At 55.4% G+C, this 26,460-nt stretch carries 21 protein-coding genes; 9 read left to right on the top strand and 12 right to left on the bottom strand.

Features of this window, described 5'->3' with window-relative positions:
* Positions 1-148 precede the first annotated feature (148 nt).
* Positions 149-1,012, top strand: coding sequence for an AraC family transcriptional regulator (locus IBT46_RS20465; protein WP_200547173.1), 864 nt, complete (start codon positions 149-151; stop codon positions 1,010-1,012).
* A gap of 84 nt (positions 1,013-1,096) precedes the next feature.
* Here IBT46_RS20465 and IBT46_RS20460 read toward each other — a convergent pair whose 3' ends face one another.
* The 5 genes from IBT46_RS20460 to IBT46_RS20440 all read right to left on the bottom strand — a co-directional run bounded on the left by IBT46_RS20460 (position 1,097) and on the right by IBT46_RS20440 (position 9,550).
* On the bottom strand, positions 1,097-2,176 hold the full coding sequence (locus tag IBT46_RS20460) for a sensor domain-containing diguanylate cyclase (RefSeq protein ID WP_200547172.1): 1,080 nt from the start codon (positions 2,174-2,176) through the stop codon (positions 1,097-1,099).
* A gap of 135 nt (positions 2,177-2,311) precedes the next feature.
* Positions 2,312-4,459, bottom strand: a complete 2,148-nt coding sequence (gene fhuE, locus IBT46_RS20455) for a ferric-rhodotorulic acid/ferric-coprogen receptor FhuE (RefSeq protein WP_200547231.1) — start codon at positions 4,457-4,459, stop codon at positions 2,312-2,314.
* Between the two features lie 396 nt (positions 4,460-4,855).
* On the bottom strand, positions 4,856-5,872 hold the full coding sequence (locus tag IBT46_RS20450) for an NAD(P)-dependent alcohol dehydrogenase (protein ID WP_200547171.1): 1,017 nt from the start codon (positions 5,870-5,872) through the stop codon (positions 4,856-4,858).
* A 271-nt stretch (positions 5,873-6,143) separates the two neighbouring features.
* The gene (proP, locus tag IBT46_RS20445) at positions 6,144-7,649 is read right to left on the bottom strand and encodes a glycine betaine/L-proline transporter ProP (RefSeq protein ID WP_200547170.1); all 1,506 of its coding nucleotides are present in this window, start codon (positions 7,647-7,649) and stop codon (positions 6,144-6,146) included.
* A gap of 317 nt (positions 7,650-7,966) precedes the next feature.
* Positions 7,967-9,550 (bottom strand): EAL domain-containing protein, encoded by a 1,584-nt coding sequence (locus IBT46_RS20440; RefSeq protein ID WP_200547169.1) that lies wholly within the window; start codon positions 9,548-9,550, stop codon positions 7,967-7,969.
* A 319-nt stretch (positions 9,551-9,869) separates the two neighbouring features.
* On the opposite strand from IBT46_RS20440, the gene IBT46_RS20435 reads away from it, so the two are divergent.
* Positions 9,870-10,199, top strand: coding sequence for a DHCW motif cupin fold protein (locus tag IBT46_RS20435; RefSeq protein ID WP_200547168.1), 330 nt, complete (start codon positions 9,870-9,872; stop codon positions 10,197-10,199).
* On the opposite strand, the gene IBT46_RS20430 is transcribed toward IBT46_RS20435, so the two are convergent.
* The 4 genes from IBT46_RS20430 to IBT46_RS20415 form a co-directional block, all read right to left on the bottom strand.
* Positions 10,200-11,237 carry an AI-2E family transporter gene (locus IBT46_RS20430; RefSeq protein ID WP_200547167.1) on the bottom strand — a complete coding sequence of 346 codons (1,038 nt, stop codon included), beginning with the start codon at positions 11,235-11,237 and terminating at the stop codon, positions 10,200-10,202.
* Between the two features lie 81 nt (positions 11,238-11,318).
* A complete protein-coding gene (locus tag IBT46_RS20425) occupies positions 11,319-12,974 on the bottom strand; it encodes an iron ABC transporter permease (RefSeq protein WP_200547166.1) in 1,656 nt (551 codons plus the stop codon).
* 47 nt (positions 12,975-13,021) lie between these two features.
* Positions 13,022-13,996 (bottom strand): ABC transporter substrate-binding protein, encoded by a 975-nt coding sequence (locus IBT46_RS20420; protein WP_200547165.1) that lies wholly within the window; start codon positions 13,994-13,996, stop codon positions 13,022-13,024.
* Positions 13,993-14,697, bottom strand: a complete 705-nt coding sequence (locus IBT46_RS20415; RefSeq protein WP_200547164.1) for an ABC transporter ATP-binding protein — start codon at positions 14,695-14,697, stop codon at positions 13,993-13,995. The genes IBT46_RS20420 and IBT46_RS20415 overlap by 4 nt, the downstream gene beginning before the upstream one ends.
* Before the next feature lie 260 nt (positions 14,698-14,957).
* Between IBT46_RS20415 and IBT46_RS20410 the strand changes: the two genes are divergently transcribed.
* Complete coding sequence (locus IBT46_RS20410) at positions 14,958-16,151, top strand: MFS transporter (RefSeq protein ID WP_200547163.1); 1,194 nt, start codon at positions 14,958-14,960, stop codon at positions 16,149-16,151.
* A gap of 105 nt (positions 16,152-16,256) precedes the next feature.
* On the opposite strand, the gene IBT46_RS20405 is transcribed toward IBT46_RS20410, so the two are convergent.
* A complete protein-coding gene (locus IBT46_RS20405) occupies positions 16,257-17,072 on the bottom strand; it encodes a TIM barrel protein (RefSeq protein WP_200547162.1) in 816 nt (271 codons plus the stop codon).
* A gap of 498 nt (positions 17,073-17,570) precedes the next feature.
* On the opposite strand from IBT46_RS20405, the gene IBT46_RS20400 reads away from it, so the two are divergent.
* Positions 17,571-19,076 carry a CoA-acylating methylmalonate-semialdehyde dehydrogenase gene (locus tag IBT46_RS20400; protein WP_200547161.1) on the top strand — a complete coding sequence of 502 codons (1,506 nt, stop codon included), beginning with the start codon at positions 17,571-17,573 and terminating at the stop codon, positions 19,074-19,076.
* Positions 19,077-19,141: 65 nt separating this feature from the next.
* A complete protein-coding gene (iolB, locus tag IBT46_RS20395; protein ID WP_105594108.1) occupies positions 19,142-19,960 on the top strand; it encodes a 5-deoxy-glucuronate isomerase in 819 nt (272 codons plus the stop codon).
* A gap of 130 nt (positions 19,961-20,090) precedes the next feature.
* Here iolB and IBT46_RS20390 read toward each other — a convergent pair whose 3' ends face one another.
* Positions 20,091-20,996, bottom strand: coding sequence for an AraC family transcriptional regulator (locus IBT46_RS20390; protein ID WP_200547160.1), 906 nt, complete (start codon positions 20,994-20,996; stop codon positions 20,091-20,093).
* Positions 20,997-21,177: 181 nt separating this feature from the next.
* On the opposite strand from IBT46_RS20390, the gene IBT46_RS20385 reads away from it, so the two are divergent.
* Complete coding sequence (locus IBT46_RS20385; RefSeq protein ID WP_200547159.1) at positions 21,178-22,392, top strand: MFS transporter; 1,215 nt, start codon at positions 21,178-21,180, stop codon at positions 22,390-22,392.
* Positions 22,393-22,433: 41 nt separating this feature from the next.
* Here IBT46_RS20385 and IBT46_RS20380 read toward each other — a convergent pair whose 3' ends face one another.
* Positions 22,434-23,270 (bottom strand): MurR/RpiR family transcriptional regulator, encoded by an 837-nt coding sequence (locus IBT46_RS20380; RefSeq protein ID WP_105594105.1) that lies wholly within the window; start codon positions 23,268-23,270, stop codon positions 22,434-22,436.
* Positions 23,271-23,900: 630 nt separating this feature from the next.
* Here IBT46_RS20380 and IBT46_RS20375 point away from each other — a divergent pair.
* From IBT46_RS20375 to IBT46_RS20365, 3 genes are all read left to right on the top strand, one after another.
* The gene (locus IBT46_RS20375; protein WP_200547158.1) at positions 23,901-24,392 is read left to right on the top strand and encodes a fimbrial protein; all 492 of its coding nucleotides are present in this window, start codon (positions 23,901-23,903) and stop codon (positions 24,390-24,392) included.
* A gap of 88 nt (positions 24,393-24,480) precedes the next feature.
* Entirely contained in the window at positions 24,481-25,224 is a 744-nt protein-coding gene (locus IBT46_RS20370) for a fimbria/pilus periplasmic chaperone (protein WP_200547157.1), read from the top strand.
* 62 nt (positions 25,225-25,286) lie between these two features.
* Complete coding sequence (locus IBT46_RS20365) at positions 25,287-26,333, top strand: fimbrial protein (RefSeq protein ID WP_200547156.1); 1,047 nt, start codon at positions 25,287-25,289, stop codon at positions 26,331-26,333.
* Positions 26,334-26,460 lie beyond the last annotated feature (127 nt).

Here is a 26,460-nt window from a genome sequence, read left to right as displayed (position 1 = left end):
ATGATCTTATATTGTTCACTAAAACAACCATTGTGATTGTTTGCGGGCCGCCCGGCGGTAATACTGACTCAATCAGTAAAAGATTGGGACTTCGCTGGCAACCACGGCAGATGATATCTGAAGCTCCACTCCGCCTGGCGAGGTAACGATGCTGGTTTTTTTGAAAGAGAGTGAAAGCGATCTGCTCTGCACCGATGCATGGCGTCTTCCACGCCTGTTGTTTGTGTGCAAGATCGGCGGCGAGGAATCCGGTATTCCGCGCGTGATGCACAAGCATGATGAGCGCCTGGAAATCATGTTTATGGCGCGCGGCAGCGGTGATTACAGCATTGACGGGGTCCATTATCTGGTGAAAGAGGGTGACATCCTGATCTTTAATGCCGGGATCACCCATGAAGAACGCCCGCACGTCAGCGGCGATGCACTGATCTACTGCTGTGGGCTGGACGGGCTGCATATTGACGGTTTGAAACTCAACCAGCTGGAAGATCGCAAGCAGCCGGGCGTGCTCCCCAGCGGCGACCGCTACAGTGAACTGCTGTGTATTTTTGAGCTGCTCTGGCTGCAGGTGAGCCGCAAAGAGCAGAGGACGCTGGCAATTATCAACAGCGCGGTGGAAGCGCTGCTGCTTTCCTGCAAAAAAGTCTGGCAGGAATCCGCGGCGGACCCGACCAGTGAAAACAAGGTATTAGGCAAGCGAATAAAAACGTTTATCGATGCGCACTACAATCAGGAACTGACGCTACAGTCGATTGCGCGCGATCTGAATATCAACCGCTTTTATCTGATCCACAGCTTTAAGGCCTATTCGGGATATTCACCCAAGCAGTACCTGATTCGCCGCCGCATTGGTGAAGCGCAATCGCTGTTGCTCAGCTCGGATGACAGTATCGCGCAGATTGCCACGCAGGTGGGTTTTGAAAACGTGACCAATTTCCATCGGGTTTTTAAACAGATAGTCGGCATCCCCCCGATAAAGTACAAAAAATTATGGCTCAAGGAAGAGGGGTGATTCCTGAGCGTCGCAAATATCCCATGACGTTTTATCCGTAAGGATATCGGGTCCGGCTTCTGTAAGGGGGGGCCGGACCTTTTTTTATGCCGTCGGGTTCTCCGGCGCGGGTCGCCACAGCTGAACGCCGTTTCTGCCCGCTCGCTTCACGCTGTACAGGGCCAGATCGGCGCGGCTCAACCACTGTTGCAGGCTCTCCGCCTCGCTGGCGGCGGCAATGCCGATACTGATCGAACAGTGAAAATCCGCCGAGGCCGGTAGCCGCAGCCGGGTAATTTTCTGCTGCAGGGTTTCGGCCAGCGCGAGTATGCCCACTTCATCCGCATCGTGGACGATAACCCCAAGCTCATCACCGCCAAAGCGTGCCGGAATATCCTGCTCGCCCACCTCGTTGCGCAGCAGGGCGGAAATTTCCGCCAGCAGGAAATCCCCCGCCTCGTGACCAAAGGTGTCGTTCACGGTTTTGAAATTATCGACATCAAGCAGCAGCAGCCAGGCACGGCATTCACCGCGCCGGGTGCGTAAATATTCACTTTCCAGCCGACGATCGAACAGGCGGCGGTTGGGGATGCCCAGGCTGGGGTCCATCAGTGAGATGCGTTCAAGTTCGCGATTTTTGCGCCGCAGCGTCAGGGTTAACTTATATGAAACGGCGCTAAGCACGAACATATAGCCAGCGGCCAGCGGCAGGGTTAACCAGACTGTACGGGTACTAAAGCTGGTCTGCCACGGCATGCCGTTCAGCATCCACATCGGGATAAAGATCAGTAAAAATGCCCGCATCGCCGATTGCAGCTGTAGCCAGCCGCCAACGGCGTAACGATCCGAGGCCAGCACGGCCATGATGATCAGCGATGGCATTGGGCTGATACCCATCATCGCCACCCAGAAGCCGCCAAGGGCCGCATCGATGGTCAGATTACGCCGCTCGCTGGCGGTTGGATCGGCGGAGGACATCGCTACGCGGTAGGCCACCCAGGGCCAGACAAAGGCGTTGATAAACAGCAGAACGTAAAAGGCGTTGCCTTTTTGTAGTTCCAGCAGCACCGAGATGATCGGGTTAAAACAGAGAAATGTACCCAGCTGACGCATGGCAAACATGCGGCGGATAAAGCGCGTTGAGCGCAATTTCAGATGGCTGTGATCGGGTGAATTATAGTGCATGAATAAGCAGTGTTTATCCGGTCCATGGTGCAGTGTATCGGGAAACCAATAATGCGGATCGTTTTTTTGCTTATCGTGCTGAGAAATGCCAGCCGCCGAAGCGGACTGGCATCAAAAGACAGGTTTTTTACCGCATCAGAAGGTGTAGTTTGCCGACACGGAGAAGTTACGTGGCGCACCGTAAACGGCGTAGGTGCCCAGGTAGTCGTAATACTCTTTATCGAACAGGTTGTTGATATTGGCCTGTACGGAAAGCTGCTTGGTCACCTGATAGCGGCTGAACAGATTGACCAGGGTGTAGCTGCCCTGTTCAACATAGGTGTAGCCCTGCGGGCCGTAAACGCCGTCCTGCCAGGTATGGTTCTGCCAGTTCACGCCGCCGCCAACGGTCAGATCCTGCAGCATCGGCAGGCGATAGCTGGTGAACAGCTTGGCGGTAGTGCGCGGCAGTTCTGGTTTCACCGCCGTGCCGTCACGCTGCTCGGCGATATAGCGCGAGGCGCCGAAGGTCATCTGCCAGTTGTCGGTCAGCGCGCCGTTCACTTCGAATTCTACCCCACGGCTGACGGAGTCCACCGCCTGGTAAGCGTATTCGGTCGTGCCCGGGATATAGCTGTAGGTATTTACGCCGAGGTTGTTCTGCTCGGTGCGGAATACGGACAGGGTGGCGGTCAGACGGCTGTTTGCCCAGTCTCCCTTCAGGCCCGCTTCATAGCTCTTACCTTTAACCGGATCGAGGTAGCTGGCGGTGATATCGCGCGAGCTCTGCGGCTGGAAGATGCTGGTGTAGCTGGCATAAGCAGAGTACGTCTCGTTGATGTCGTAGGTCAGGCCAGCATAAGGCGCGATTTTTTTGCTGTCTTTGTCGCCGGAGGTCCCACGAGCGCTCCACTGGGTGTAGCGCGCGCCAACCAGCAGCGACAGCGGATCGGCCAGCGAGAAGCGTGCTGCGGTGTAGGCAGATTTTTGACGAATGGTGTCGTCATCTTCCACCGTCCAGTCTTTCCAGTCACCCTGTGGCGTGTTGCCGTCCCAGTTGTTGTAGTTGCCGTTGTAAACCATGCCATCAAAGTACGTGTTCATAAAGTCGTTCTGCTGACGGCTGTAGCTGCCGCCGAGCATCAGCTCGTGGCTGCGGCCCAGCAGTTCAAACGGGCCGTTGGCGTAGACATCGACCGAGTTAACTTTACGCGTGCCTTTGTTCCAGCCGCTGTAAAGGTAAGCCCCCTGGCCAGTGTCTTTGTCCGGGTAGCCGTACGGGTACATCAGCTTAGTATCGAAGGTGGTTTTGCTGTGACTGCCGTTAATCTGCGCCTGCCAACCGTTATCAAACTTCTGTGCCAGGGTGGCGAAGATTTTATTGCTCTGCTTGTCGCTGTAGGACCAGTCCGGCGCGGCGTTAAAGCTGCGGTCGTAGTGGGTGCGCTCGCCGTTGCTGTACCAGGTTGGAATGCCGCCCCAGCTCGGATCGCGGATTTCGCTCTGCTGGAAATCCCAGCCGAGTGACAGCGTGGTCGAATCGGTCAGATCCGCATCAATAATGGTGCTCAGGAAACGTTTACGTTTGTGGTAGCGGTCCAGCCAGCTGTCGTTTTCCTGATAGCCGCCGATGGCGCGGGCGCGCACGGTGCCTTCTTCGTTCAGCGGCACGGTCACATCGCCGACGTAGCGCTGCTTATCCCAGCTGCCGGTTTCGGCAGACAGGCTGCCGGTCAGCACCTTGCTGTCGGCGTGCTTGCGCACCATGTTAACGGAGGCTGACGGGTAGCCGGAACCGGTGCTCAGGCTGTTGGCGCCGCGAATCACTTCAATGCGGTCGTAGATAGCGGTATCGGCGGCGTTATCGCCGAAGTCCCAGATATCGTCCACCACGGTTGGGATGCCGTCGAACAGGTAGTTGTTAATCAGGTAGCCACGTGACCAGTAGGATGAGCGGTCGGAGTCGATATTAAATGCAGAGATGCCGGTGGTGTTGGTCAGCACGTCGCCGATGCTCTGCAGCGCCTGATCCTGCATACGCTGTTTGCTGACAATGGTTGCGGACTGCGGGATATCGCGCAGCGCCAGCGGCATTTTGGTCCCGGCGGTGGTGACCGGAACGCTGTAGTCGGTGTCAGCGGTGGGTGATGCTGCGCTGTCCCCCGCTTTTGCTTCTACGGTCAGGGTGTTTTCAGTGGTCTCGGCGGCAAATACGGGCTGAAGTGCGGAGAGCACCAGCAGAGCGGCCAGGGTTGGTTTAAACAGGGACCGGGCAGAGGATGCTGCTGTACGGTGGTGCGGCAGGGTACGCGAAGAAGACAAAATCGGGCCTCATTTATCAGTTATTTATTGACGCTTTCCCGCACCGTGCGCTGTTAAGTCCCAATAAATGGAAGGTGATTCTGGCGTGTTAATTTATCCCTGTATTAACCGGTGAGGCGCTTGTACGGCCCAATCCGCGCCGCAGTTTTCATCTTTATTAAAAAAGAGAATGAGAACTATATGTATTAGCGTTGTGGCTGTAAACGATTATCAGGCGCGAAGGACAATTAAAGTTTCGATAAGTTCCGGAATGACGAAATCTTAACAATTGCCAAAGCACTGAAAAGAAAAAGCCACCTGCAGGAGGTAGCTAAAGAAGGGGGATGGCGGGTTGGCTCACTGCGGCAGCGTGCCCTGTGGCCAACCGTGACGCGGGGGTTAGAAGTCGGCTTTCAGCACCACGCGGAAATCGGCTTTACCGGCGCGCACGTGGTCCAGCGCCTCGTTGATTTTCGACATCGGGAAGAACTCCACTTTCGGGGCGATATCGCGGCGCGAGGCCAGCTTCAGCAGCGAACGCAGCTGGCCCGGAGAACCGGTAGAAGAACCGGTGATCGCCTTATCGCCCATAATCAGGTCAAACGCGCTGACCTGGAACGGCTTCATGACCGCGCCCACCGTGTGGAACTTGCCCTGCGGCGCCAGCGCATTGAAGTAGGGTTGCCAGTCGAGGTCAACGGCCACGGTGCTGATAATCAGATCGAAACGGCCCGCCAGCGCCTTCAGCGCTTCAGGATCGCGGCTGTTCACCACTTCGTCCGCGCCCATGTCGAGGATTGACTGCTTCTTGGCCGGAGTGGAGCTGAACGCCACCACTTCGGCACCCATCGCGCGCAGAATTTTAATCGCAATATGGCCCAGGCCGCCGATGCCGATCACCCCGACCCGGCTGGTGGCGGTGATGTTGCTCATCAGCAGCGGCTTAAAGACCGTGATGCCGCCGCACAGCAGCGGACCGGCGCTGGCCGCATCCAGGCTCTCCGGCAGCGGGATCACCCACTGCCAGTCGGCACGCAGTTTCTCGGCAAAGCCGCCGTGGTTCAGAATGGTTGGCGTGCTGCCCTGCTGGCAGTTGACCTGCTCGCCGTTAATACAGGCATCGCAGTGCTGGCAGCTTTTGGCCGTCCAGCCAATACCCACGCGCTGGCCGATTTTCAGGCCTTTGGTTTTTGCCGCTTCGCCGAGTGCCGCCACGCGGCCGATCACTTCATGTCCGGCGATGGTCGGGAACTGCGAGATGCCCCACTCGTTATCGATCATCGACAGATCGGAGTGGCAGACGCCGCAGTATTCCACCTCGACTTCCACTTCCTCTGCGCCCAGCGCACCGGCTTCGTACTCATACAGTTCCAGAGCCTGTCCTGCAGCCAGTGCCGCATAGCTTTTGATTTTCATGTTTCTTACCTCAGATTCAGTTTTCGGTCGAAGGACAAGTGTAGCCGTTTAGTGAGTCAAAATGGTGTCTGCGCCGCACGTAAGGTTTATCTGAACAACTGACTGCGGGGAAAATGGGCAACAGCGCGATATTTCACACGGTCTGGCCCGCATAAATTGCGGTCTGGACCATAGTGGAAGCTAAAGGGGGATGACTACAGCCAGCATCAATATGCTGCATGGTGGTTATCGGTACATAGCAAAAGGGCCGGATATGCCCGGCCCTCAAGAATTACTCGTTAATCCGCGGATGCTGATTAATCAAGTGCGTACGCTTCGCTTCCAGCTCGGCAATCTGCTCGTTGATGTCTTCGATCTTCTGCTCGATGTTGTCGTGATGCTCCTGCAGGATTTCTTTCGCCTCGGTAATGTCCGACGCTGCCGGAGTGGCACCGCGCAGCGGCATGTTCGCCGTCTCCTTCATCGTCAGACCGGTCACCAGACCCACCAGCGCGACCACCATCAGGTAGTAAGCCGGCATATACAGATTGCTGGTCGCTTCAACCAGCCAGGCGGCCAGCGTTGGCGTCAGGCCCGCAATCAGCACCGAAATGTTAAAGGCGCTGGCTAAGGCACTGTAGCGGATGTGGGTTGGGAACATGGCGGGCAGAGTCGATGCCATCACGCCGGTAAAGCTGTTGAGGATCACCGCCAGCAGCAGCAGACCGGCAAAAATCAGCCCCATCACGCCGCTGTTAATCAGCATAAAGCAGGGAACCGCCAGTACCAGCAGCGCGATACTGCCGATAATGACAAACGGACGACGGCCAAATTTATCGCTCATCAGCCCCATCACCGGCTGCACAAACAGCATACCCAGCATGATGGCGATAATAATCATCACCCCATGATCTTCCGAGTAGTGCAGGTTATGCGACAGGTAGCTCGGCATATAGGTCAGCAGCATGTAGTAGGTGACGTTGGTGGCAATCACCAGCCCGACGCAGGACAGCAGGCTGCGCCAGTGTTTGGTAGCAATCTCTTTAAAGGAGATTTTCGGACCGTCGGCCAGGCCTTCACGGTCGCCCTGCTCAAGCTTATCGACGTGCTGCTGGAACGCCGGGGTTTCTTCCAGCGCGTGGCGCAGATACAGACCGATAATCCCTAATGGCAGCGCCACGAAGAACGGAATACGCCAGCCCCAGTCGAGGAATTTCTCCTCACCCACTACGGTTGAAATCAGCACCACCAGACCCGCACCCAGCACGAAACCGGCGATAGAGCCGAAGTCCAGCCAGCTGCCCATAAAGCCGCGTTTGCGGTCCGGGGAGTATTCGGCAACGAAGATTGATGCACCGGTATATTCTCCGCCCACCGAGAAGCCCTGAGCCATTTTACACAGCAGCAGCAAGATCGGTGCCCAAATGCCGATAGAGGCATGGGAAGGGATCAGGCCAATACAGAAGGTACTGACTGACATGATGATAATGGTGATGGACAGAATTTTCTGGCGACCATACTTATCGCCCAGTGCCCCAAAGAACAATCCGCCAAGCGGGCGAATCAGGAACGGTACCGAGAACGTCGCCAGCGCGGCAATCATCTGCACGCCGGGATCGGCACCGGGGAAAAATACCTGACCAAGGGCATAGGCAACGAAGCCGTAAACGCCGAAATCGAACCATTCCATGGCGTTGCCCAGTGAGGCCGCGGTAATGGCTTTGCGTAATCTACTGTCATCGATGATAGTGACGTCTTTTAAACCAATTGGTTTGACACGCTTCCTACGTGAAATCATATCAAGCACCCTGTAATTTTCTGTTTTTAATCCCAAAATTCCTTCATCACCACTCAGAGCAGATGAGCTGACGGCGCGATAATGAAGGAAAAATCCAGCGGCAAAATGCGGTGGCGACGGGCTTCAATGGCGTACTTACACGGCCCAATCACGCATCTCACCACCGTTTAGTATAGAACCTCTGCGCGATGTCGCATTTTTTCGGGTAAAAAATTCAGAAATTGATAAAAGCAGGATGTGCAGAAGCCAGGGGAAATGGTGGTCGATCGAGCGCCTTAATTAGCGCCCGACCAGGTGAATATTCCAGCATGTGGGGATTAAACGGCGCGGGTATCCTGGTACCCGTTGGCGTTGTGCTCCTGCAGCCACTCTGACAGGGCCGCGCTTTCCATCGGGCGGGCGAAGTAGTAGCCCTGGATAAGCGATACGCCGTGATTTTGCAGATAGCGTAGCTGCATTTCGTTCTCCACCCCTTCCGCTACCACCTTTAACGCCAGCTTATCGGCCAGCGAGATAATCGCATCCAGCACCGGGGTTTCGCCGTCAACCGATTCAATGGTGTTAACGAAGCCCCTGTCGATCTTCAGGTAATCCAGTGGGAAGGTTTGCAGGTATGACAACGCACAGTGCCCGGTACCAAAATCGTCAATCGCAATAATGATCCCTTCACGGCGCAGTTCGGCCAGCCGCTGGGAAACCATCCGATCTTCGCCGATCAGGCTGCGCTCGGTCAGTTCGAGGGTGATCGTCGGCTTGAGATGATCCATCCCGGCGGCAAAGGCGCGAATATCTGACATGAAGTCATCATGCTGTAGATGCTCTGCGGCCAGATTCACGCTGAGATGAAAGCCGGGGTCCAGCTGCCACTGCGCGCTGTCCTGGATCACCCTTTGCAGCAGGTAGCGGGTCAGCGGCACAATCATACCTTCGGACTCGGCGGCGGAAATAAACACATCCGGCCGCACCCAGTGTCCGTCAGGGCGCTGCCAGCGCATCAGCGCCTCAGCGCCGCTAAATTTCTGCGTTTGCAGATTAAAGACCGGCTGGTAGTGAACGGAGAATTCGTTGCGTTCTATGCCGCGGCGAATTTCATCGCGGAACGAGCTTTTGCGTTTCAGCCAGTTGCTGGTGAGCGCAACAAACAGCAGGGAAAGGATCAGCGCCATCGGCATCAGGCTGAACAGCACCTGCTGCCAGTTATAAAGCAGCTCGCTGCGGGAAGAGGTAACGCTGAGGGTGATCGCATAACGTTCAGAGTGAGTATTCAGCGTGTAGTTCCCCCACTTTTTATCACTCTGGCGGGTGGCAGGAACGCCGCTAAACATGGCAAATCCGTCACCAAATTTCATCGAAATGTCATAATCGTGGCGCATGCCTGCCGCCCAGATAAAATCAATGAAATACTGCCCGTCGACCAGCGCGTAGCTGGCGAATCCGTCACGGTCTTCATGCATAAACAGTACCGCAGGGCGATTTCTGACTCCGCTGGTTCCGGCAACGGAGAGGCTCCACAGGTCTTTATGTTCGGGCGGCAGCGGGCGACGAATAATGTCTTCTATTGAATCCTGGCGTTCGCCAAAGGTAGATGAACAGACAACATTACCGTCCTGAACCAGACCCACCGAGCGAAAGTAGGGATGCATCGAGCCATATTCCTGCAGCTCATCTTTGATATCCGCGCAGCGATGATTTTTGTATTCCTGCAGGGAGGCGGTCATGACCCGCGCTCTGTCGCTGATATTCTCCGCCTGGGACATCAGCATTGAACTGGTGACGGCAAGCTGCCGCTTCACCATTTGCCCCGCTTCCAGCAGTGTGAACATCAGGCAAAGCAGGATCGGTATCAGTCCTGCGGCAACCAGCCAGCGCAGGCCGTGCCTGGTTTTTTCAGTCGCGAGCAAAGTGTTCTCCCGTGGTGTCTGGCGGCGGTAAAACAACAGCAGCAAAAAAGGTGAATGAGGCAAGTGAGTATTATGGCAGCAACTTTACGTTGATGCGCAGCGGCTGCGGCTGATTTAAGTAGAAAAATTCGCCTTAAATGTTTAGTCAATGCCTGGATTTCTTATGATGTATTTTAAGCGACCGGCGACGGGCCGATTATTGTTGAAATCGACCTTTCGCGTCGAAAATTGCCCTCTGGTGGATTTTTTTCGACTGAAATCGGTGTGCATGTTTGAATAAACCGGGTAATTTCAATGTTTAACTCCATGGAGTTTGGCAATGAAATTAAGCGATATTCCTTTCGGCATAACGGACTGGTCGACGATTGAGGCAACGGAACATCCGGGGGAAACCGGCAGCGCGCAGTGGCGCACGCAGCAGTTTGGCGACGTGCGCGTGCGTCGGGTGGATTATACCCCCGGCTATCTTGCCGATCACTGGTGCAGTAAAGGGCATATTCTGCTGTGCCTGTCCGGCGAGCTGCATACCGAGCTTGACGATGGCCGCGTCTTTACCCTGCGCGCGGGAATGAGCTATCAGGTTGCCGATAATGCGGAAGCACACCGCTCCTGGACCGAGCACGGCGCACAGCTGTTTATCGTCGACTGATTATTTGACCGGGCGGCCATTGCCCAGCAGTATCGCCAGCTTGCTGCCGCCCGGCGTCGTTTCCATCAGAATCTTGCAGACGCTGGTCAGCGGTACGGAGAGCAGCATCCCCACCGGCCCAAGCAGCCAGCCCCAGAAAATCAACGACAGGAATACCACCAGGCTCGACAGCCCCAGTCCGCGCCCCATCAGCCGCGGTTCCAGCATATTGCCGCACAGCATATGAATGGCGATAAACAGTGCGGCTACCAGCCCGGCATCCAGCGGCGTGTTCAGCAGCAGCGCCTGCAATACCGGCGGGATACCGGCAATCACCGGGCCGATGTTAGGAATATAGTTAAGCAGGAAGGCCACTACCCCCCACAGCAGGGCGAACTTCACCCCCAGCGCCAGCAGTACCAGCCAGACGGCGAATCCCGTAATCAGCCCAATCAGCGTTTTTAAGGCCAGATAATGCGTGACGCCCTTCAGCGCCCGGTGCAGACCGGCAATGCGGATTTGTGGATTCACCAGCGCGTTACGCAGCTTGTAGGGTAGGTGATGGACCTCAAACAGCATAAACACCACCGTCATCACCACCAGCACCAGCTGGGTCATCGCGCCGGAAATCTGCGTAAACATGCTGGTGGCCACGTTGACCATCGCCCCCGGATCGAGCCGCTGCATCAGCGCTTCGCTGGAAAGCCGAATGTGAAAACGCGCGGCAGCGTGTTGTAACACCGCGAGTTTCTGCTCTGCCTGTGACTGGAGCTGCGGATAGATCGCGCTGAACTCATCCGCCGAGCTGGCGATCATGCCTACCAGCATGGCGATGATCAGCAGGATCACGACCACCACCAGGCTGATGGCCATGCCGCGCCGCAGCCCCCGCCGCATCAGCGCTGTCACCAGCGGATTCAGTACGATAGCGAGGAACAGCGCCAGCAGGAAGGGCACCACGATCTCCGCCGAAAGCTTCAGTCCGGCGAGGATAACCACCAGGGTGGCCAGTTTTAGCAGGATGTTCTGCCCAATTTTCTCCTGTGGCAGTGGACTCATGACGCCTCCGTTGTTAACCGCTCTGGAGCAAGTGTAGCGGCTGCGGCAGTGAGTCCGCCGTTTTTAGGAATGATCGCGGCGCTAACTGCGCTCCCGACGCTGCATCAGCGCCAGCGCACTGAGCATCAACGTCAGCCCGGTGGTAATCGCAATGGTCGCCATCGCCATACCCTGGCCGACGGAACCCTGTTCGAACTGCCGCCAGATAAACACCGATACCGTCTGCATACCCGCCGGAGCCAGCAGCAGCGAGGTCACCAGCTCGCGCGAGCCGATAGCAAACACCATCAGCATCGCCGCCAGCAGGCTGGGGAACACCAGCGGCAGCACGATGTAGCGCAGCGCCTGGAACTGGCTGGCACCGTGTACCCGCGCCGCCGGTTCCAGATTGCCGCCCAGCTGCTTCAGCGCGCTGCCCACGTAGCGCACCGGCCACGGCAGCAGCAGGCAGCAGTAGGAGAGCAGCAGGATCGGCCAGCTGTTGTAGGGCGTTACCGGCCAGAACGGCTGATTCCACAGCAAAATTAACCCGACGCCGACCACCACCCCGGGCAGCACGGCGGGCAGCAGCGACAGCCCGTCGATAAAGACCGACCCGCGGATTTTGCGCACCACCACCAGCCAGGCGGCAAGAAAGCCAATCACGCCGGTAATCAGCGCGGCGGCAAAGGCCAGCCCGAGGCTGGTGGAGAGCGCGTCCAGCGCATCACCGTGCTGGGCAAACAGCGCGCTGAAGTGGCGCAGGGTAACGTTCTCCAGCCGGATACCTCCGGAAAGGGTGGAAAGCAGGGCGCTGAGCAGCATCGAAGACATCGGCATGATCACCACAACGAAGGCCACCAGGCTGAACAGCACCAGCGCGGGCCAGCGCCAGTGGCCCAGCTGCGCGCCTTTGTTCAGCGCGGGTTTGCCGGTAATGCTGGTGACTTCTTTATTGCCCACCAGCTTGCGTTGCAGGGTGTAAGCCGCCAGCGCCACCAGCACCAGCAGCATCGACAGCAGCGAGGAACCGGGCAGATCGATAGGCCAGTCCGCCAGGCGCTCTTCGATGCCGACCGTCAGCATGACCACGCCAGCACGGGAGCCGAGCGCCGCCGGAACGCCGTACTCCTCAATGGCCAGAGTAAATGAAAGCAGCACCCCGGCCGCCAGCGCGGGCAGCATCATCGGTAATGTAACGTGCCAGAAGGCCCTCAACGCGCTGGCGCCGTGAACCCGCGCCACGATTGCCAGATGCTGCCCGCTGGCGAGCAGGCTGCGCGACACGGCAAAATAGACCACCGGGAAGATATTCAGGGTCATGACCAGTGCAATGCCGTTCTGGCTGAACAGCAGATCGTTGAGATCGAAGCCGATCAGTTGATACAGATAGCCGTTGTGCTGTAGCGCCAGCATCCAGCTGAGTGCAGCAATGTAGGGCGGCGTGAGGAACGGGATCAGCATGACCAGATCCCACAGGCGCGCCAGCGGCAGATTGAACAGCCCGCGCAGGGTGCCAAGAGGAATGCCGACCAGCGCGCTGAGCAGCGCCACCGTCAGGCCAATTTTAAGCGTACCGCTCAGCAGCGCAGGCAGCTGCGGGTCGCGCAGCAGGGCCGGAATCGGGCTGAACGCCCCGGCCAGCGAACCCTGGGCCAGATGCGGGAACAGCGCCTGTAACAGAATAAACAACAGCGGCAGCGCAACCAGCACCACCAGCAGCGCCACCGTGAGCAGCGGCATCAGACGAGAATTCATGGGCGATCCTGGAGGGTGGCACCGCTGAGGGTGCCACCGGGTAGGGATTAAGGTTGTTTAAACAGGTCGGCGAAACGTTTTAACACGCTGCCGCGATCGGCACTGCCGCTGCTCTGTGCCGGAAGGATTTTCAGGTCGCTCAGCAGCGGGCGTTTGGCACCGACGTCTGAACGGGCAGGCATCAGCCAGGCATCGGCCACTTTCTGCTGGCCTTCTTCAGACAGCACGTAGTCGACAAAGGCTTTGGCATCCGCCGCATTCTGGCTGCTTTTCAGGATCATCATCGGGCGTGGAGCCACCACCGTACCGCTGGCCGGGAAGATCACTTTGATCGCTTCGCCGTCCTGGATGCTGCCGTAGGAAACATAGTCCACCGCGCCAAACACGGCGGCTTTCGCACCCTGTAGCACCGGCGTCAGCGCCTGGGCGTTAGGGCCGGCAATGACCATGCCGTTATCCTTCAGCTTGCTGAACAGCTGCCATGCACGATCGCCCATGCTGTTTTGCAGGCCAATCAGCAGATCGAGAGAAGCACCTGACAGGGACGGGTCCGGCGTGGTCACCTTACCTTTAAAGGCTTCTGCGGTCAGATCCTGCCACTCTTTTGGCTCCGGGGTGCCGCTCTTGGTGTTCCAGACGATCCCCAGTGCGGAGATCCCCTGCGCCACATAGTCGGCGGTTTTGAACTCAGCCGGGACTTTTTCCGCGTTCGGGCTTTGGTACGGCAGCAGCCAGCCGCGCTGCTGTAGCTCTTCGGCGGTATCCCAGGAGGCGGAAATCAGCACGTCCGCCTGCGGATTAGCCTGCTCGGCCTCCAGTCGTGCCATCACCTTACCGGTGGTGGCCTGGAAAATATTCACTTTTACGCCGGTCTGTTTTTCAAAGCCTGCGGCCAGGCCTTTTGCCAGCGATCCCGGCCCGGCGGTATAAACGGTCAGTGCCTGTGCGTCGGCGATCATCATGCCAGAAGTCAACAACATGGCGAAAATAGCTCCTGTCTTCATCGGATTAAACAATGTCATGCGGGTTCCCCAGAGAGTGAAGTAACGGTTTGAATAGCAGAAACGGAGCCCGCGGCCAGCCAGACGATGCGATCCGCCAGGATCTCCGCCTCGCGCCGGTCGTGGGTGACGTACACCGCGGTGGTGCCGAGCTGGCGCAGCAGCGTGGCCATCTCCAGACACAGCGACTCGCGCAGATCGGTATCAAGATTGGATAGCGGCTCATCGAACAGCAGGATTTTGGGTTCAGCGATAATCGCGCGCGCCAATGCGACACGCTGCTGCTGACCCCCCGACAGATCGGACGGCTTGCGTGCGGCGAAATCGCCGAGTCCGACGCGCTGTAGCGCCTGCATTACCCGCTGCTGGCGCTCATGGGCGGAGACCCGCCGCATCAGCAGGGGAAATGCCACGTTCTGCGCCACCGTCATATGCGGCCACAGGGCGTAATCCTGGAAAACCATGCCGATATCGCGCTGTTCGGGCGGCGTGCTTTTCGCGGCGCTGGCAATCAGCCGTTCGCCAAAATGCAGCGTGCCCTGCTGCGGCTCCAGCAGCCCGGCAAGAATTTTCAGCAGCGTGCTTTTGCCGCAGCCGGAAGGGCCGAGCAGGGCGACGATAGAGCCGGGTTCGATAGCCAGATCGATGTGATTGAGTACGCGGTGTTCGCCAAAAGCATAACCAATGCCTTTCAGCGTAACGGCGACGGGTGAGCGGGTCATGGCGACACTCCGTTATTGCGCGGGCGTGCCTGACCAGCCGCCGGCCAGGGCCGGTAGCATGTGCTCACCTGAAGGAAGTTCAGGGGAGTAAAGACCATATTGTTATCCTCTTTGGGACTCTGTGGGGCGGAGTATAGAGAGGCTTTGTGACGAAAATATGGCGGTATTCGCGCCCGCTGCGGCGAATAAATATCCGTAGGACGCTAACGGTTCAGGTATAGTGAGGCCTCGACTTTTTTGCTTTGCGAGCCGTAATTTCCATGTCAGACCCGTCAGCAGGCGACGCCGCGCAATCCGGCCTGCGCTTAAATCTGCGCATTATCTCCGTTGTTATTTTCAACTTTGCCAGCTATCTGACCATCGGGCTCCCGCTGGCGGTACTGCCCGGATACGTCCATGACGTGATGGGCTACAGCGCCTTCTGGGCCGGTCTGGTGATTAGTCTGCAATATTTCGCCACGCTGCTTAGCCGCCCTCATGCCGGGCGTTTTGCCGATCTCTGGGGACCGAAGAAAGTGGTGATCTTTGGCCTGTTCGGCGCGCTGATTTGCGGCATCTGCTACGCGCTGGCGGCACTGAGCAGCTCCATTCCCCTCGTGAGTTTACTGCTGTTATGCCTGGGCCGCGTGGTGCTGGGCGTGGGGCAGAGCTTTGCCGGAACGGGGGCCACGCTGTGGGGCGTGGGTGTGGTGGGATCGCTGCATATTGGCCGGGTGATTTCGTGGAACGGGATTTTCACCTACGGCGCGATGGCGATCGGTGCGCCGCTGGGCGTGGCAATCTATATGTGGGGTGGTCTGCTGCTGCTGGCGGCGATAGTGATCGCCATTGCGCTGGTGGCGATTGTGCTGGCGTTCCCCCGGCCTGCGGTGAAAACCAGCAAGGGAAAACCGCTGCCGTTTCGCGCGGTGCTCGGGCGTATCTGGGGCTATGGCCTGATCCTGGCTATGGGCTCGGTGGGTTTCGGGGTGATCGCCACCTTTATTACCCTGTTCTATCAGGATAAAGGCTGGCAGGGTGCGGCCTTCGCCCTGACGCTGTTCAGCGTGGCGTTTGTTGGTACGCGTATGCTGTTCCCCAATGCCATCAACCGTTTTGGCGGACTGAACGTGGCGCTGGTCTGTTTCGCGGTTGAGGCGTTTGGGCTGCTGATGGTCTGGGGCTCGTGGGAGCCGTGGATGGCGAAAGTGGGTGCGCTGTTGACCGGTGCCGGCTTCTCGCTGGTGTTCCCGGCGATTGGCGTGGTGGCGGTGAAAGTGGTGCCGCCGCAGAATCAGGGCAGTGCGCTGGCGACCTATACGGCCTTTATGGATCTGGCGCTGGGAATAACCGGTCCGCTGGCCGGGCTGATTATGAGTTATGCCGGGGTGCCGGTGATTTATCTGCTCAGCAGCCTGCTGGTGTGTCTGGCGATACTGGCGACGCTCCGGTTAAAACGGGTGACGATCGCATAAAAAAATGCGGCCCTGGAAGGCCGCTAAGTGACACAGATAAGAAGTGAAATCCGGCAGATTTGCCGGATTTTCCGTTACAGCCGGGTAAACCCGGCCACGGGATGTTTAGTCCTGCAGCAGTGCGATGCTCTGACGGATTTCGCGCTCGATGTCCGCAGCGGTCCAGTTGTCCATGCTGGAAGCGAACGGCTCGAAGGCGTAGATGCCTTTGTAACCCAGCTTCTCCAGGCGCTGAACCTGCGACACGCTCTTCAGCAGGTCACCTTCGCTCAGCATGATGCGCTCTTCGTCGGTCAGCTTGCTGATTTCACGATCGTCTTCCACGCCGGACAGGTGCACCAGTCCGATGCGATTGACATCCAGACCGGCGGCGAAGTCCTGCTCCGCGCCTTCATACAGATGGTGGTGGAAGGTATCCAGCACCAGGGTAAACGGCACGTCCGCCTGGTCGATCAGCGCTAACGCCTGGCCTGCCGAGCGCAGCGAGCTGACCGGGAAGCCCAGCGGCTCAACCAATCCTTTTACACCGTAGCGTTCAAACAGCGGTGCCAGCGTGCGCAACGCGTTAACCGTATCTTCGGCAGAAACCGGCGTACCGTCGTTCAGCGGGCACATGACCAGCGCCTTCGCGCCGATACCCTGTGCATCCTTCAGCAACCCTTCAGCGCGCGCCAGCAGATCGTCGCTGATCTGGTTGAACGGATAAACGGCGTTAATCGTAATAATTTCCATGCCGTATTTTTCCGCCAGGTCTCTCACCTGCTGATGACTGAGGTCGTCAGTTACGCTGCCGCCTTTCATATCATTACGCAGTTCAACCTTGCTCAGACCCAGCTTCTGCACCAGCTGGAAAAAAGCTTCAATGCTCAGGGCTGGGGCAATTTTACGGTTAATGCAAATGCGGGTTGGATCGATAGCCATGTGATGGCTCCTGTTTCAGTAGGGTAATAAAAAAAACTCCACCACAGGGCCAGTCTTACCCGATCCGCATGGTGCAGTAAAAGTACGCATAAGAAAACATTTATTTCATAATTAGTGAATAATGAAATTTAAATTTTTAGATCCGCCTCTCAAAATTTCACTGCGCATAAAAAAACACCAGCAAAAACACGGAGAAATCGCCACGAAAAGCGCGAACAATTCCGGGGGCGTGATCGTGACGTGGTAAAACCACTGTTCCGCATGTGGCCTGCGCTGGGGGCTTTTTAGCGATGCCAGCAGGCAGGACCATTTACCCGGCAGAGCCTGACCGTGAAAAATGCGATCCATGCCGCTAAAACCGAATTTTCTAAAGTGAAATATTTGAAAAATTTATTCCAATATTATACTGTCATCCCACGCATTAGAGTTTTGCCCGGCCAGGTAGCGTTGTGATTCAGACTGCCTGCATGGGAACTATCACATCAAAGAGGCCAGAACATGACTATCGTAGGAAACTTTATTGGCGGTAAAACTTCCCTGAGCGCCAGCAACGAAACCATCCCGGTTTACGATCCGGCGACCGGCAAAGTCATCCGTGAACTGACGCAGAGCACCAGCGACGAAGTGGCACACGCCATTGAAGTAGCCCACAACGCTTTCGATAGCTGGTCACGCACTTCTCCACTGCGCCGCGCCCGTATCCTGTTCAACTTTAAAACCCTGATGGAACAGCATCGTGACGAACTGGCCGCGCTGATCGTGAGCGAGCACGGTAAAGTCTGGTCAGATGCGCTGGGTGAACTGACCCGTGGTCTGGAAGTCGTTGAGTTCGCCTGTGGTATCCCACACCTGATCAAAGGTGAGAACTCAGCGGACGTCGGTACCGGCGTTGACAGCTACTCATTGATGCAGCCGCTGGGCGTGGTGGCGGGTATTACTCCGTTCAACTTCCCGGCGATGGTGCCACTGTGGATGTTCCCAATCGCACTGGCCTGCGGTAACACCTTCGTTCTGAAGCCACCGGCTCTGGACCCGTCAGCGTCTGTCCGTATGGCTGAACTGCTGACCGAAGCGGGCCTGCCGGATGGCGTGTTCAACGTGATCCACAGCTCTAACGAAAACGCCGAGCAGCTGTACAAAGATCCGCGCGTTCAGGCAGTGAGCTTCGTGGGTTCTTCCGGCGTTGCCGAGCACATCTACACTACCGCCAGCGCACACGGTAAGCGCGTGCAGGCGTTCGGTGCGGCGAAAAACCACGCTATCGTAATGCCGGATGCCGATCTGGATGCCACCGTGAACGCCATCATGGGCGGGGCGTTTGGTTCTGCCGGCGAGCGCTGCATGGCGCTGCCAGTCGTCGTTGCCGTGGGCGATGACACTGCTGACAAACTGATTGCCGCACTGACTCCGCTGGTGAAAGCGCTGCGCGTGGGTCCTGGCATTCACAAAGGTAAAGACGAAAACGAAATGGGGCCGGTGGTTTCTGCTGCGCACCAGAAGAAAGTGCTGGGCTACATCGACAAAGGCGAAGCGGAAGGCGCGAAGCTGGTTGTTGACGGCCGTGGCATTCAGGTTGAAGGCAACCCGGATGGTTACTACGTTGGCGGCACCCTGTTCGATAACGTCACCACCGACATGGTTATCTGGCGTGAAGAGATCTTCGGACCGGTGCTGAGCATCGTACGCGCACCTGACTACAAAACCGCACTGGACCTGGTTAACAGCCACGAATTCGGTAACGGCAGCGCTATCTTCACCAGCAATGGCCACACCGGCCGTGACTTCGTGCGTGAAGTGCAGGCGGGCATGGTTGGCGTTAACGTACCGGTTCCGGTACCGATGGCCTTCCACAGCTTCGGCGGCTGGAAGCGTTCCGTCTTTGGCGCACTGAACGTGCACGGTCCGGACGGCGTGCGTTTCTACACCCGCATGAAGACTGCCACCGTTCGCTGGCCGAGCGGCCAGAAAACCGTGTCTGAGTTCAGCATGCCTACACTGGGCTAATCCTTTTCACCAACAATCCGCGCCGCCGGGCAGTTTGCGGCGGCGTGGGCAAAGGACAAAGCAGCATGTCATTATTAAATAAAGCAAAGCAGCCCGATGCACAGGGCCGTATTCAGAACGTCACCCCGGAAAGTGCCGGCTGGCGTTATGTTGGCTTCGATGCTTATCTGCTGAAGAAAGGGCAGACCCTCCAGCTTGAAAGCGGTGATAAAGAGCTGTGTCTGGTGCTGGTTGCGGGTCTGGCCTCGGTGAAAACCCGTCAGGCCGAGTTCCCGAATATCGGTAAGCGTATGTCGCCGTTTGAGCGCACGCCGCCGTATTCCGTCTACGTGCCGCACAACGAACAAATTGAAGTGGTGGCAGAGTCCGATCTGGAACTGGCGGTATGTAATTCGCCAAGCCAGGGCAATCTGCCGGCACGTCTGATCGCGCCTGAAGATGTGGGCGTGGAGCAGCGCGGCAAAGGCCACAACAAGCGTCTGGTACATAACATTCTGCCGGACAACAAGCCTGCCGACAGCCTGCTGGTGGTGGAAGTGTACACCAACGAAGGTGATACCAGCTCCTACCCAAGCCACAAGCACGACCAGGAAGATTCAGAAGACGAAACCTATCTGGAAGAGACGTACTATCACCGTTTCGATCCGGAGCGTGGCTTCGCCCTGCAGCGCGTCTATACCGACGATCGCTCGCTGGATGAGTGCATGGCGGTGTATAACCGCGACGTTGTTACCGTGCCGCGTGGCTACCATCCGGTAGCGACCATCGCCGGTTACGACAACTACTATTTGAACGTCATGGCCGGGCCAGTACGTTTATGGAAATTTACCTGGGAGAAAGATCACGCCTGGGTGAACAGCGATGAGTATCCGCGCAAGAAGTAAGTTGGTTTAGTTGTAGTGATGTACCCCGGAGGGATTCCGGCTGTAGCGATGCAGTCTGAAGCCCGAAGGAAAAGGTTGATGTTGAAAACAAGCTAATAAACGGGCGGCCACCTACGGGCTGCCCGTTTTTTTATGGCTGGCGTTTACCGCTGACTGAGGTGGGCGTGCGGCCGTAAAAGCGCTGGAAGGCAGCGCTGAAGCTGGAAAGATGCTGGTAGCCAACCTTCCACGCCACGGTGGAGACGTGCAGTCCGCTTTCCAGCAGTTCCCAGGCGTGAGCCATGCGAATTTCCGTCAGCATACGGTGCGGAGTGGTATTGAACAGCGCCCGGAACCCCTGTTTCAGCGCGAATTCGTTGGTGCCGACCTGGGTACAGAGCCAGGCAACGGTGAGTGGACGGTCGTAATGCTGTTGCAGCAATTCGCGTGCGCGTACCAGCCTGTCCTGGGCCACACCGTTTAGTTCCCGGGAATTGACTGGCGGAGGGGAGAGCAATCGGGCCTGTTCCGCCAGCAGCGTCAGCGCCGCAATCTGTATTTCAAGACCGCTGGACGCGCTGCCATGGAGTGCCACAATCCGCTCAGCCAGCTGCTGAATGCTGCTGCCGTGCTGGCCGGAGAATAAAGAGTGGACCTGATTATCTCTCTGCCGACCGCTGAGCAGACCGGTCAGCGCATACTGTTCCATTAGCGGCTCATCGATAATCAGCCGTAGCTGGCGCACCTGCTGGCCCGCCGGGAAAAAGCGCTCGCCGTGGCTACGGGAAAACAGGGCAACGGTGCTGTGACCGGCACGAAAATGATACTGACTGCCGTCGCGGGCATGGGTGACGGTGCTGCCTTCCAGCGCAACGGCGATAGTCAGGCTACGTATATCCCGCTCTGCAATACCCGGCTCGCGGACTTCCCTGCGGGGGTGGTAGTGGCAGTAGGCCATGGACAGCCCTTCATCCAGCTGTAAGCGATCGACAAACCCTCGGCAGGAAGCGTGCGCGCTCGGCTGTCTTTGCCAGCAGAAACGTGGTGCTGAATTCATCTTGCCCTCTTCTTGCTGCGGGTTGGCTCCGCCTTGCCTAAACAAAGCTCCGTTATGCCTAAGAAGCGAATGATACACAATCTCATTAAGAACTTATAGTGACCCGCAGGCTATTCACGGCCTGGCTCAACATCGCGCCACAAACGGGGCGAGGATAGAAATCACCAATTCGGAGTGAGAAATGAACGAATTATCGGACGGCAATCGCCGCCTCGACGGGGGCGCGATGGCGCGGCCAGGACAGCTCTGGCTGCTTTGGCTGGGCTTCATCATGGTGTCGCTGAATATGCGGCTGATCTTTGCAACGGTGGGGCCGCTGCTGTCGGCGCTGCACCTGAGTTTTACCTCAACGCTGCTGGTGACCACTCTGCCACTGGTGCTACTGAGCGTTTTCTCTGTGACCGGCGTGAAGCTGCGCCAGCGGATGGGGGAAGAGCGGGCGCTGTTTGTGGCCCTGGTTCTGCTGTGCCTCGGTTGTGCTATGCGCGGAGGAGGAGAGGCCATGCTCCTGCTGGGCACGGCGATTGGCAGTGTGGGTATTGCGGTGATGAATGTCATTATGCCCGCGCTGGCGCGTAAGCGTTTTCTGCCGCAGCAGATGGGATCGGTAATGGGGATTTATGCTCTGATGCTGGGTGTCGGGGCGGTCATCGGTGCCGGTGGTGCTTTCCCACTGTTCCTTTCGCTGGGGGCGGATGAGATGGCCGCTTATCAATCTCTTGGGCTGTGGGCGCTCCCGGCGCTGTTGGCACTGCTGATCTGGCTACCACAGTTGCGCCACTCCGTTGCGGCGGGGCAGGTTTCCGGGGGGCGCAACGGTGCGGGGAACGATCTTTATCGCCAACGCGTAGCGTGGTCGGTGACGCTATTTTTTGGTTTGCAGGTGCTGAATCTGTATGTCTTCCTTGCGTGGATGCCGACTATTTTCACCAGCCGAGGCTCATCGCCTGAAAGTGCTGCGCTGCTGTTTTCCGCTTCGCAGTTTAGCCTGATGATTGGCGGGTTCCTGGTGCCGTTCCTGGCGGCGCGCACACGCGATCAGCGCGGATTTATGGTCCTCACTATTTTGTGCTGCCTGGTGGGTACGCTCGGAATTCTGTATGCCCCTGGGAATAGCGCGATGGTGTGGGTACTGCTGCTGGGATTTGGCCAGGGAGCCGGACCGGGGCTGGGAACTTATCTGTTTGTTGTCCGCAGCGCCAGTGGTGAAAGTGCCGCCCGGCTCTCTGCGATGGCACAGAGTGTCGGTTATCTGATCGCCGGATTAGGGCCGCTGCTGGTGGGCTATCTGTGGAAGTTTGTCGGTAGCTGGGATCTGCCGCTGCTGCTGGTGGCCGGGCTGCTGGTACTTGAACTGCTGGTTTGCCTGCCCGCAGGGAAGAATCAACGGATATGAGGTGGAACCGGCGCAGGCAGGAGGCGAGCGCCGGTATGCATTTAGTTGGCGTTATTCAGCGCCAGCGAAACTGCCAGCGTCTGTGCCAGGCACAGGGAAGCCACCTGAGAACGGAATCCGTCAACCTGCGCTTCGCGTACCACGAAACAGACGTCGCTAAAGGCGGCCAGCGGACTCACCTGGCTGTCGGTAATGGCGATCTGATGGGCACCGCGTTTGGCACCCAGCTCAACCAGTTCTACCGCTTCACGCGCGTAAGGCGAGTAGCTGATGGCAATCACCACATCTTTTGGGTTTACCATGCTCAGCTGTTCGGCAAACATGCCACCCAAACCGTCGATCAAAAATGCACGGCGCTCAAGGTGGCGCAGAGCATAGGTCAGGTAGGAGGCAACGCTAAACGAGCGGCGCAGGCCAATCACATAGATGTTATCGGCCTCATCGAGCATTTTGACCGCTTTTTCCAGCTGCTCGGGGTTAATCTGCATCGCCAGCTGCTGCAGTGCCTGTGAATTCACCATGGTGAACACATTGAGGATTTCAGCCGGATTTTCAGGTGCCGTTGGCGTTTCATCTGTCGCAGTCTGGCGGAACAGACGTGCACGTTCGGTGTAGTTGACCGTTTCTTCCATCAGGTGCTGACGGAACACCTGCTTCATTTCATTGAAGCCGCTAAAGCCAAAGGCATTCGAGAAACGAATTAAGGTGGAGGGCGGTACGTCCGCCTGCTGTGCAATGGAAGCGACGGTGTCGAAGGCGATACTGTTACTGTTATCCAGAATATAGCGAGCCACCTGTTTCAGGCGTTTGCTTAAGGTGTCATAACGGCGACGAATGTCGTCCTGTAGCAGTGAAAGCTGTGTTGGATTGTTGGTCATTAAGCGGCTCGCTAATCTTAAAATTGATGTTCTTCTGAACGCCATTCTACCAGATGAACAAAAAATTTCACTTGATGAAGAAAGCAGCGCCTTTTATTTCATCAGGGTTGGGAATTGGTTCACAAAATTGCAACGAACTGGCAAAAATTAAGCGCCAGGATACCTCCTGGAATGAGGTGACGAAATCTCTGTTTCAGCATTTTATGCTGCATATATGTCAGCGTTAAGATACGTTGTTGGTGATGACAGAACCGCTGTTCAAATCTGATCGTGTCCTTGACAATTTTCCCGTTATGGCATGGGTCTTGACTACCAGATGCGCGGTTTCAGCATTTATCCTCTTGATATAATATGCATTTATGGTGCAATTGTAGTGTTATTAACTGTTTTTTTAGAAATTATGTTTTTTTATATCGTATGTATTATTTGCTGATTTTATCAGAAAAGGAAATTATCGAAATTAACCCATGGATGATTTAACATTTCCAGGCCAAAGCATAATTGATTATAATTAAATCTAACTTGGCTAATTTCGTTTTTTTCTTAGATGGAACTTATTATCGTCAGTATATAATAATCTTATCTGGATGATGACTTGCCACTGCTGAAATAGTAAAAAATGGAAGATATATGTGTGCATGGAAGATAGCTGCAATAGCGTTTCTATTCGGGCTTTGTCTACCCGGTTACGCTGTTGATAAGGGAACGATGACTGTTAATTTCAGAGGTCGCGTTGTTGATAAAAACCCATGCACTATCAACAATGACGATCAGATCATTGTACCTTTTGGAAATGTTTCAAAGAAAGACGCCGATGGTGTAACGATTAAAAAGAATCTGAATGTTAGTGTGAAATGTACCGGCTTGAGTACAGGTGACGGATTAAGAATGAAAATCTTAGGGACATCAGATACCTATGACTACATTCTTGATACAAGCATGAAAGGTATGGGGATTGTTTTTTATAAAAATGGAAGCCGGGTTGATATTAATACATGGTTCAATTTACCTAATCCTGCAGATAGTCTGATACTGGCAGCATCCCCTAATATTATTGGTGAAAATATTTCAACTGGCGGTGATTTTAATGCATCAGCAACTTTGCTAGTTAATATTCAATAGGTATTATTTGAAAAATTTGTGATGATCGAGATTTAACTGGATGCGTAGGTTAATTTTTAGATGATGATGAAAAAACAGTGGATACGTTATGTTTTTATCAGTAAGTCGCCTTCTTTTTCTGTTGGCATTTATATTTTCCCCAATGACCTATTCCGCGATTGCCATACAGCAGTCACGAGTCATTTTCGACGGTGATAAATCATCACAAAGCCTGTTGGTGATTAATCAAAATCCTTATGACCCTTACCTTGCACAGGGGTGGATAGAGGACGAAAATGGCAAGCGTGTCCAGGGGCCGTTGTTGATACTGCCTCCTATTCAGCGTTTAGAACCTGGAGAAAACTCGCAGATTAAAATACAGGCGCTACCTTCGGCGAGATTGTTGCGGCAGGACCGGGAAACGTTGTTTTACTTAAATCTGCGGGAGATCCCTCCCCGGGTTAAGGGAGGGAATACCTTCCAAATTGCTTTGCAAAATCGTATCAAGATCTTCTATCGCCCTGTGGGATTGAAAAATGGGGATCTTGCCAGTCCATGGCAGTCACAGCTTGTATTAACCCGACGGGATAATCGCTGGGAGATTGCAAATCCAAGCCCGTATTACATCACGCTGGTGGATGCGCAGACCCATCATAAAGGACAAAAAATCGCTGATTTTACGCCATTCATGCTGGCGCCGGGCTCCAGTGAAATGTTGCCGGGTGATATCGGCGATTATGGAAATGCTCCGGTATTTACCTATTTGAATGACTATGGCGGCCGCCCAGAAGTTACTTTTAAATGTAGCCAGGAACGCTGTAATGTCATCACCAATCGGGTTCCATCTGATTAATATCCGCGATCTTTTCTTGTAATAACGTTTATCTTAAATTTAATAAATTCGCGATGGTAATCATGAAATTAATCAAAATCATTTTCGGTAACAGCTTTCCGATAAAGGTACTGACGCTTCTGACATTGACCATTTCAACGGCATATGCTGTCCCCTCTGTGCCACCAGGAATGCCGAATGGTGGATGCTGGGCCGATCCAATGAATAATTTGTCTATATCATTAGATGCGTCTTTATTTAGTTCAAATCTGGCTGGTGCGACGGCAACGGTCCCATTTATCACACAACCCAATCATTATCCGGGATGGTGTTATAGTACAGTTGGGGCAAGGAGTGCATCCTATTTTGCCGTGGATAAAGGTATCAATGTGCCAGGTAAGTACTCGGGATATAATAAACTGACGGAGGATGTTGATTTCCGTATCGGGATTGTATTCGCTGCCAATGGAGTTGATGGTGAGTATTCGCCTCCTTTTTCGGATTACAATTTTGGCTCACTGAAAGGGCCTACGGGCTGGGGCGTTACCAAGCTGGAGGATGCTTTTGTAGGTAACAATGGCAAGGTCTATTTTAAACTTCGCCGGAAATTAATCGGTGGTGCATTCCATATTCCTGCAGGATTGGAACTGGCTAGTTTATATCGCTATGTCTATGCAGGCGATCGTCCAACAATACCGATATATCGTTTGATCACGCAACAAGCCATCATCCCTGTTCCAGTCGAATGTAGTATTAACGAGGGGAAAACGATGGACATTAATTTTGGCCTGATTGACAGCTCAGTGTTAACAACGTCGGCACTGTCATCACCTTATCAGGATAACCGTCAGCTTAAGTACAAATGTAATACCACGCTGAGCCAAAATATTAAAGTTAACCTTATCGCAGAAAGTGCATCTTTCGGCGATGCTATAAGAACCTCAAACCCGAGGATTGGTGTTGTCATGCTATATAATAATAAGCCGGTAAAGCCGAATGACGGTTTTCAGACTACGTTATACAATGGCTCAGGTAGCGATTATGTCAAGTTTGCTGTGGTGGGAAATGGTTCAAAACCCGCGGCAGGTGATTTTAATGGATCAGCAGTACTTATTATTGGGCAATTATAAAACGTTCAGGGTGAATAGTTAAATTCATTCGTTTCTCGGGGGGGGGGGGGTTTTTACCGAGTTTTTTTTTTTTTTTTTTTTTTGTTTTTTTTTTTTTTTTTTTTTTTTTTTTTTTTTTTTTGTGGTG

The sequence above is a fragment of the Erwinia sp. S38 genome (assembly GCF_016624545.1).
GTDB lineage: Bacteria > Pseudomonadota > Gammaproteobacteria > Enterobacterales > Enterobacteriaceae > Erwinia > Erwinia coffeiphila.
The sequence above is the reverse complement of the archived record's forward strand: the minus strand, read 5'-3'. Positions and strand labels throughout refer to the sequence as shown.

Bases quoted from the DNA above. Each gene is read 5' to 3' on its own strand.
- IBT46_RS20465 (WP_200547173.1), top strand. From the start codon at position 149: ATGCTGGTTTTTTTGAAAGAGAGTGAAAGCGATCTGCTCTGCACCGAT.
- IBT46_RS20460 (WP_200547172.1), bottom strand. From the start codon at position 2,176: ATGCACTATAATTCACCCGATCACAGCCATCTGAAATTGCGCTCAACG.
- IBT46_RS20450 (WP_200547171.1), bottom strand. From the start codon at position 5,872: ATGAAAATCAAAAGCTATGCGGCACTGGCTGCAGGACAGGCTCTGGAA.
- proP (WP_200547170.1), bottom strand. From the start codon at position 7,649: ATGATTTCACGTAGGAAGCGTGTCAAACCAATTGGTTTAAAAGACGTC.
- IBT46_RS20435 (WP_200547168.1), top strand. From the start codon at position 9,870: ATGAAATTAAGCGATATTCCTTTCGGCATAACGGACTGGTCGACGATT.
- IBT46_RS20430 (WP_200547167.1), bottom strand. From the start codon at position 11,237: ATGAGTCCACTGCCACAGGAGAAAATTGGGCAGAACATCCTGCTAAAA.
- IBT46_RS20425 (WP_200547166.1), bottom strand. From the start codon at position 12,974: ATGAATTCTCGTCTGATGCCGCTGCTCACGGTGGCGCTGCTGGTGGTG.
- IBT46_RS20420 (WP_200547165.1), bottom strand. From the start codon at position 13,996: ATGACATTGTTTAATCCGATGAAGACAGGAGCTATTTTCGCCATGTTG.
- IBT46_RS20415 (WP_200547164.1), bottom strand. From the start codon at position 14,697: ATGACCCGCTCACCCGTCGCCGTTACGCTGAAAGGCATTGGTTATGCT.
- IBT46_RS20410 (WP_200547163.1), top strand. From the start codon at position 14,958: ATGTCAGACCCGTCAGCAGGCGACGCCGCGCAATCCGGCCTGCGCTTA.
- IBT46_RS20405 (WP_200547162.1), bottom strand. From the start codon at position 17,072: ATGGCTATCGATCCAACCCGCATTTGCATTAACCGTAAAATTGCCCCA.
- IBT46_RS20400 (WP_200547161.1), top strand. From the start codon at position 17,571: ATGACTATCGTAGGAAACTTTATTGGCGGTAAAACTTCCCTGAGCGCC.
- iolB (WP_105594108.1), top strand. From the start codon at position 19,142: ATGTCATTATTAAATAAAGCAAAGCAGCCCGATGCACAGGGCCGTATT.
- IBT46_RS20390 (WP_200547160.1), bottom strand. From the start codon at position 20,996: ATGAATTCAGCACCACGTTTCTGCTGGCAAAGACAGCCGAGCGCGCAC.
- IBT46_RS20385 (WP_200547159.1), top strand. From the start codon at position 21,178: ATGAACGAATTATCGGACGGCAATCGCCGCCTCGACGGGGGCGCGATG.
- IBT46_RS20380 (WP_105594105.1), bottom strand. From the start codon at position 23,270: ATGACCAACAATCCAACACAGCTTTCACTGCTACAGGACGACATTCGT.
- IBT46_RS20375 (WP_200547158.1), top strand. From the start codon at position 23,901: ATGTGTGCATGGAAGATAGCTGCAATAGCGTTTCTATTCGGGCTTTGT.
- IBT46_RS20370 (WP_200547157.1), top strand. From the start codon at position 24,481: ATGTTTTTATCAGTAAGTCGCCTTCTTTTTCTGTTGGCATTTATATTT.
- IBT46_RS20365 (WP_200547156.1), top strand. From the start codon at position 25,287: ATGAAATTAATCAAAATCATTTTCGGTAACAGCTTTCCGATAAAGGTA.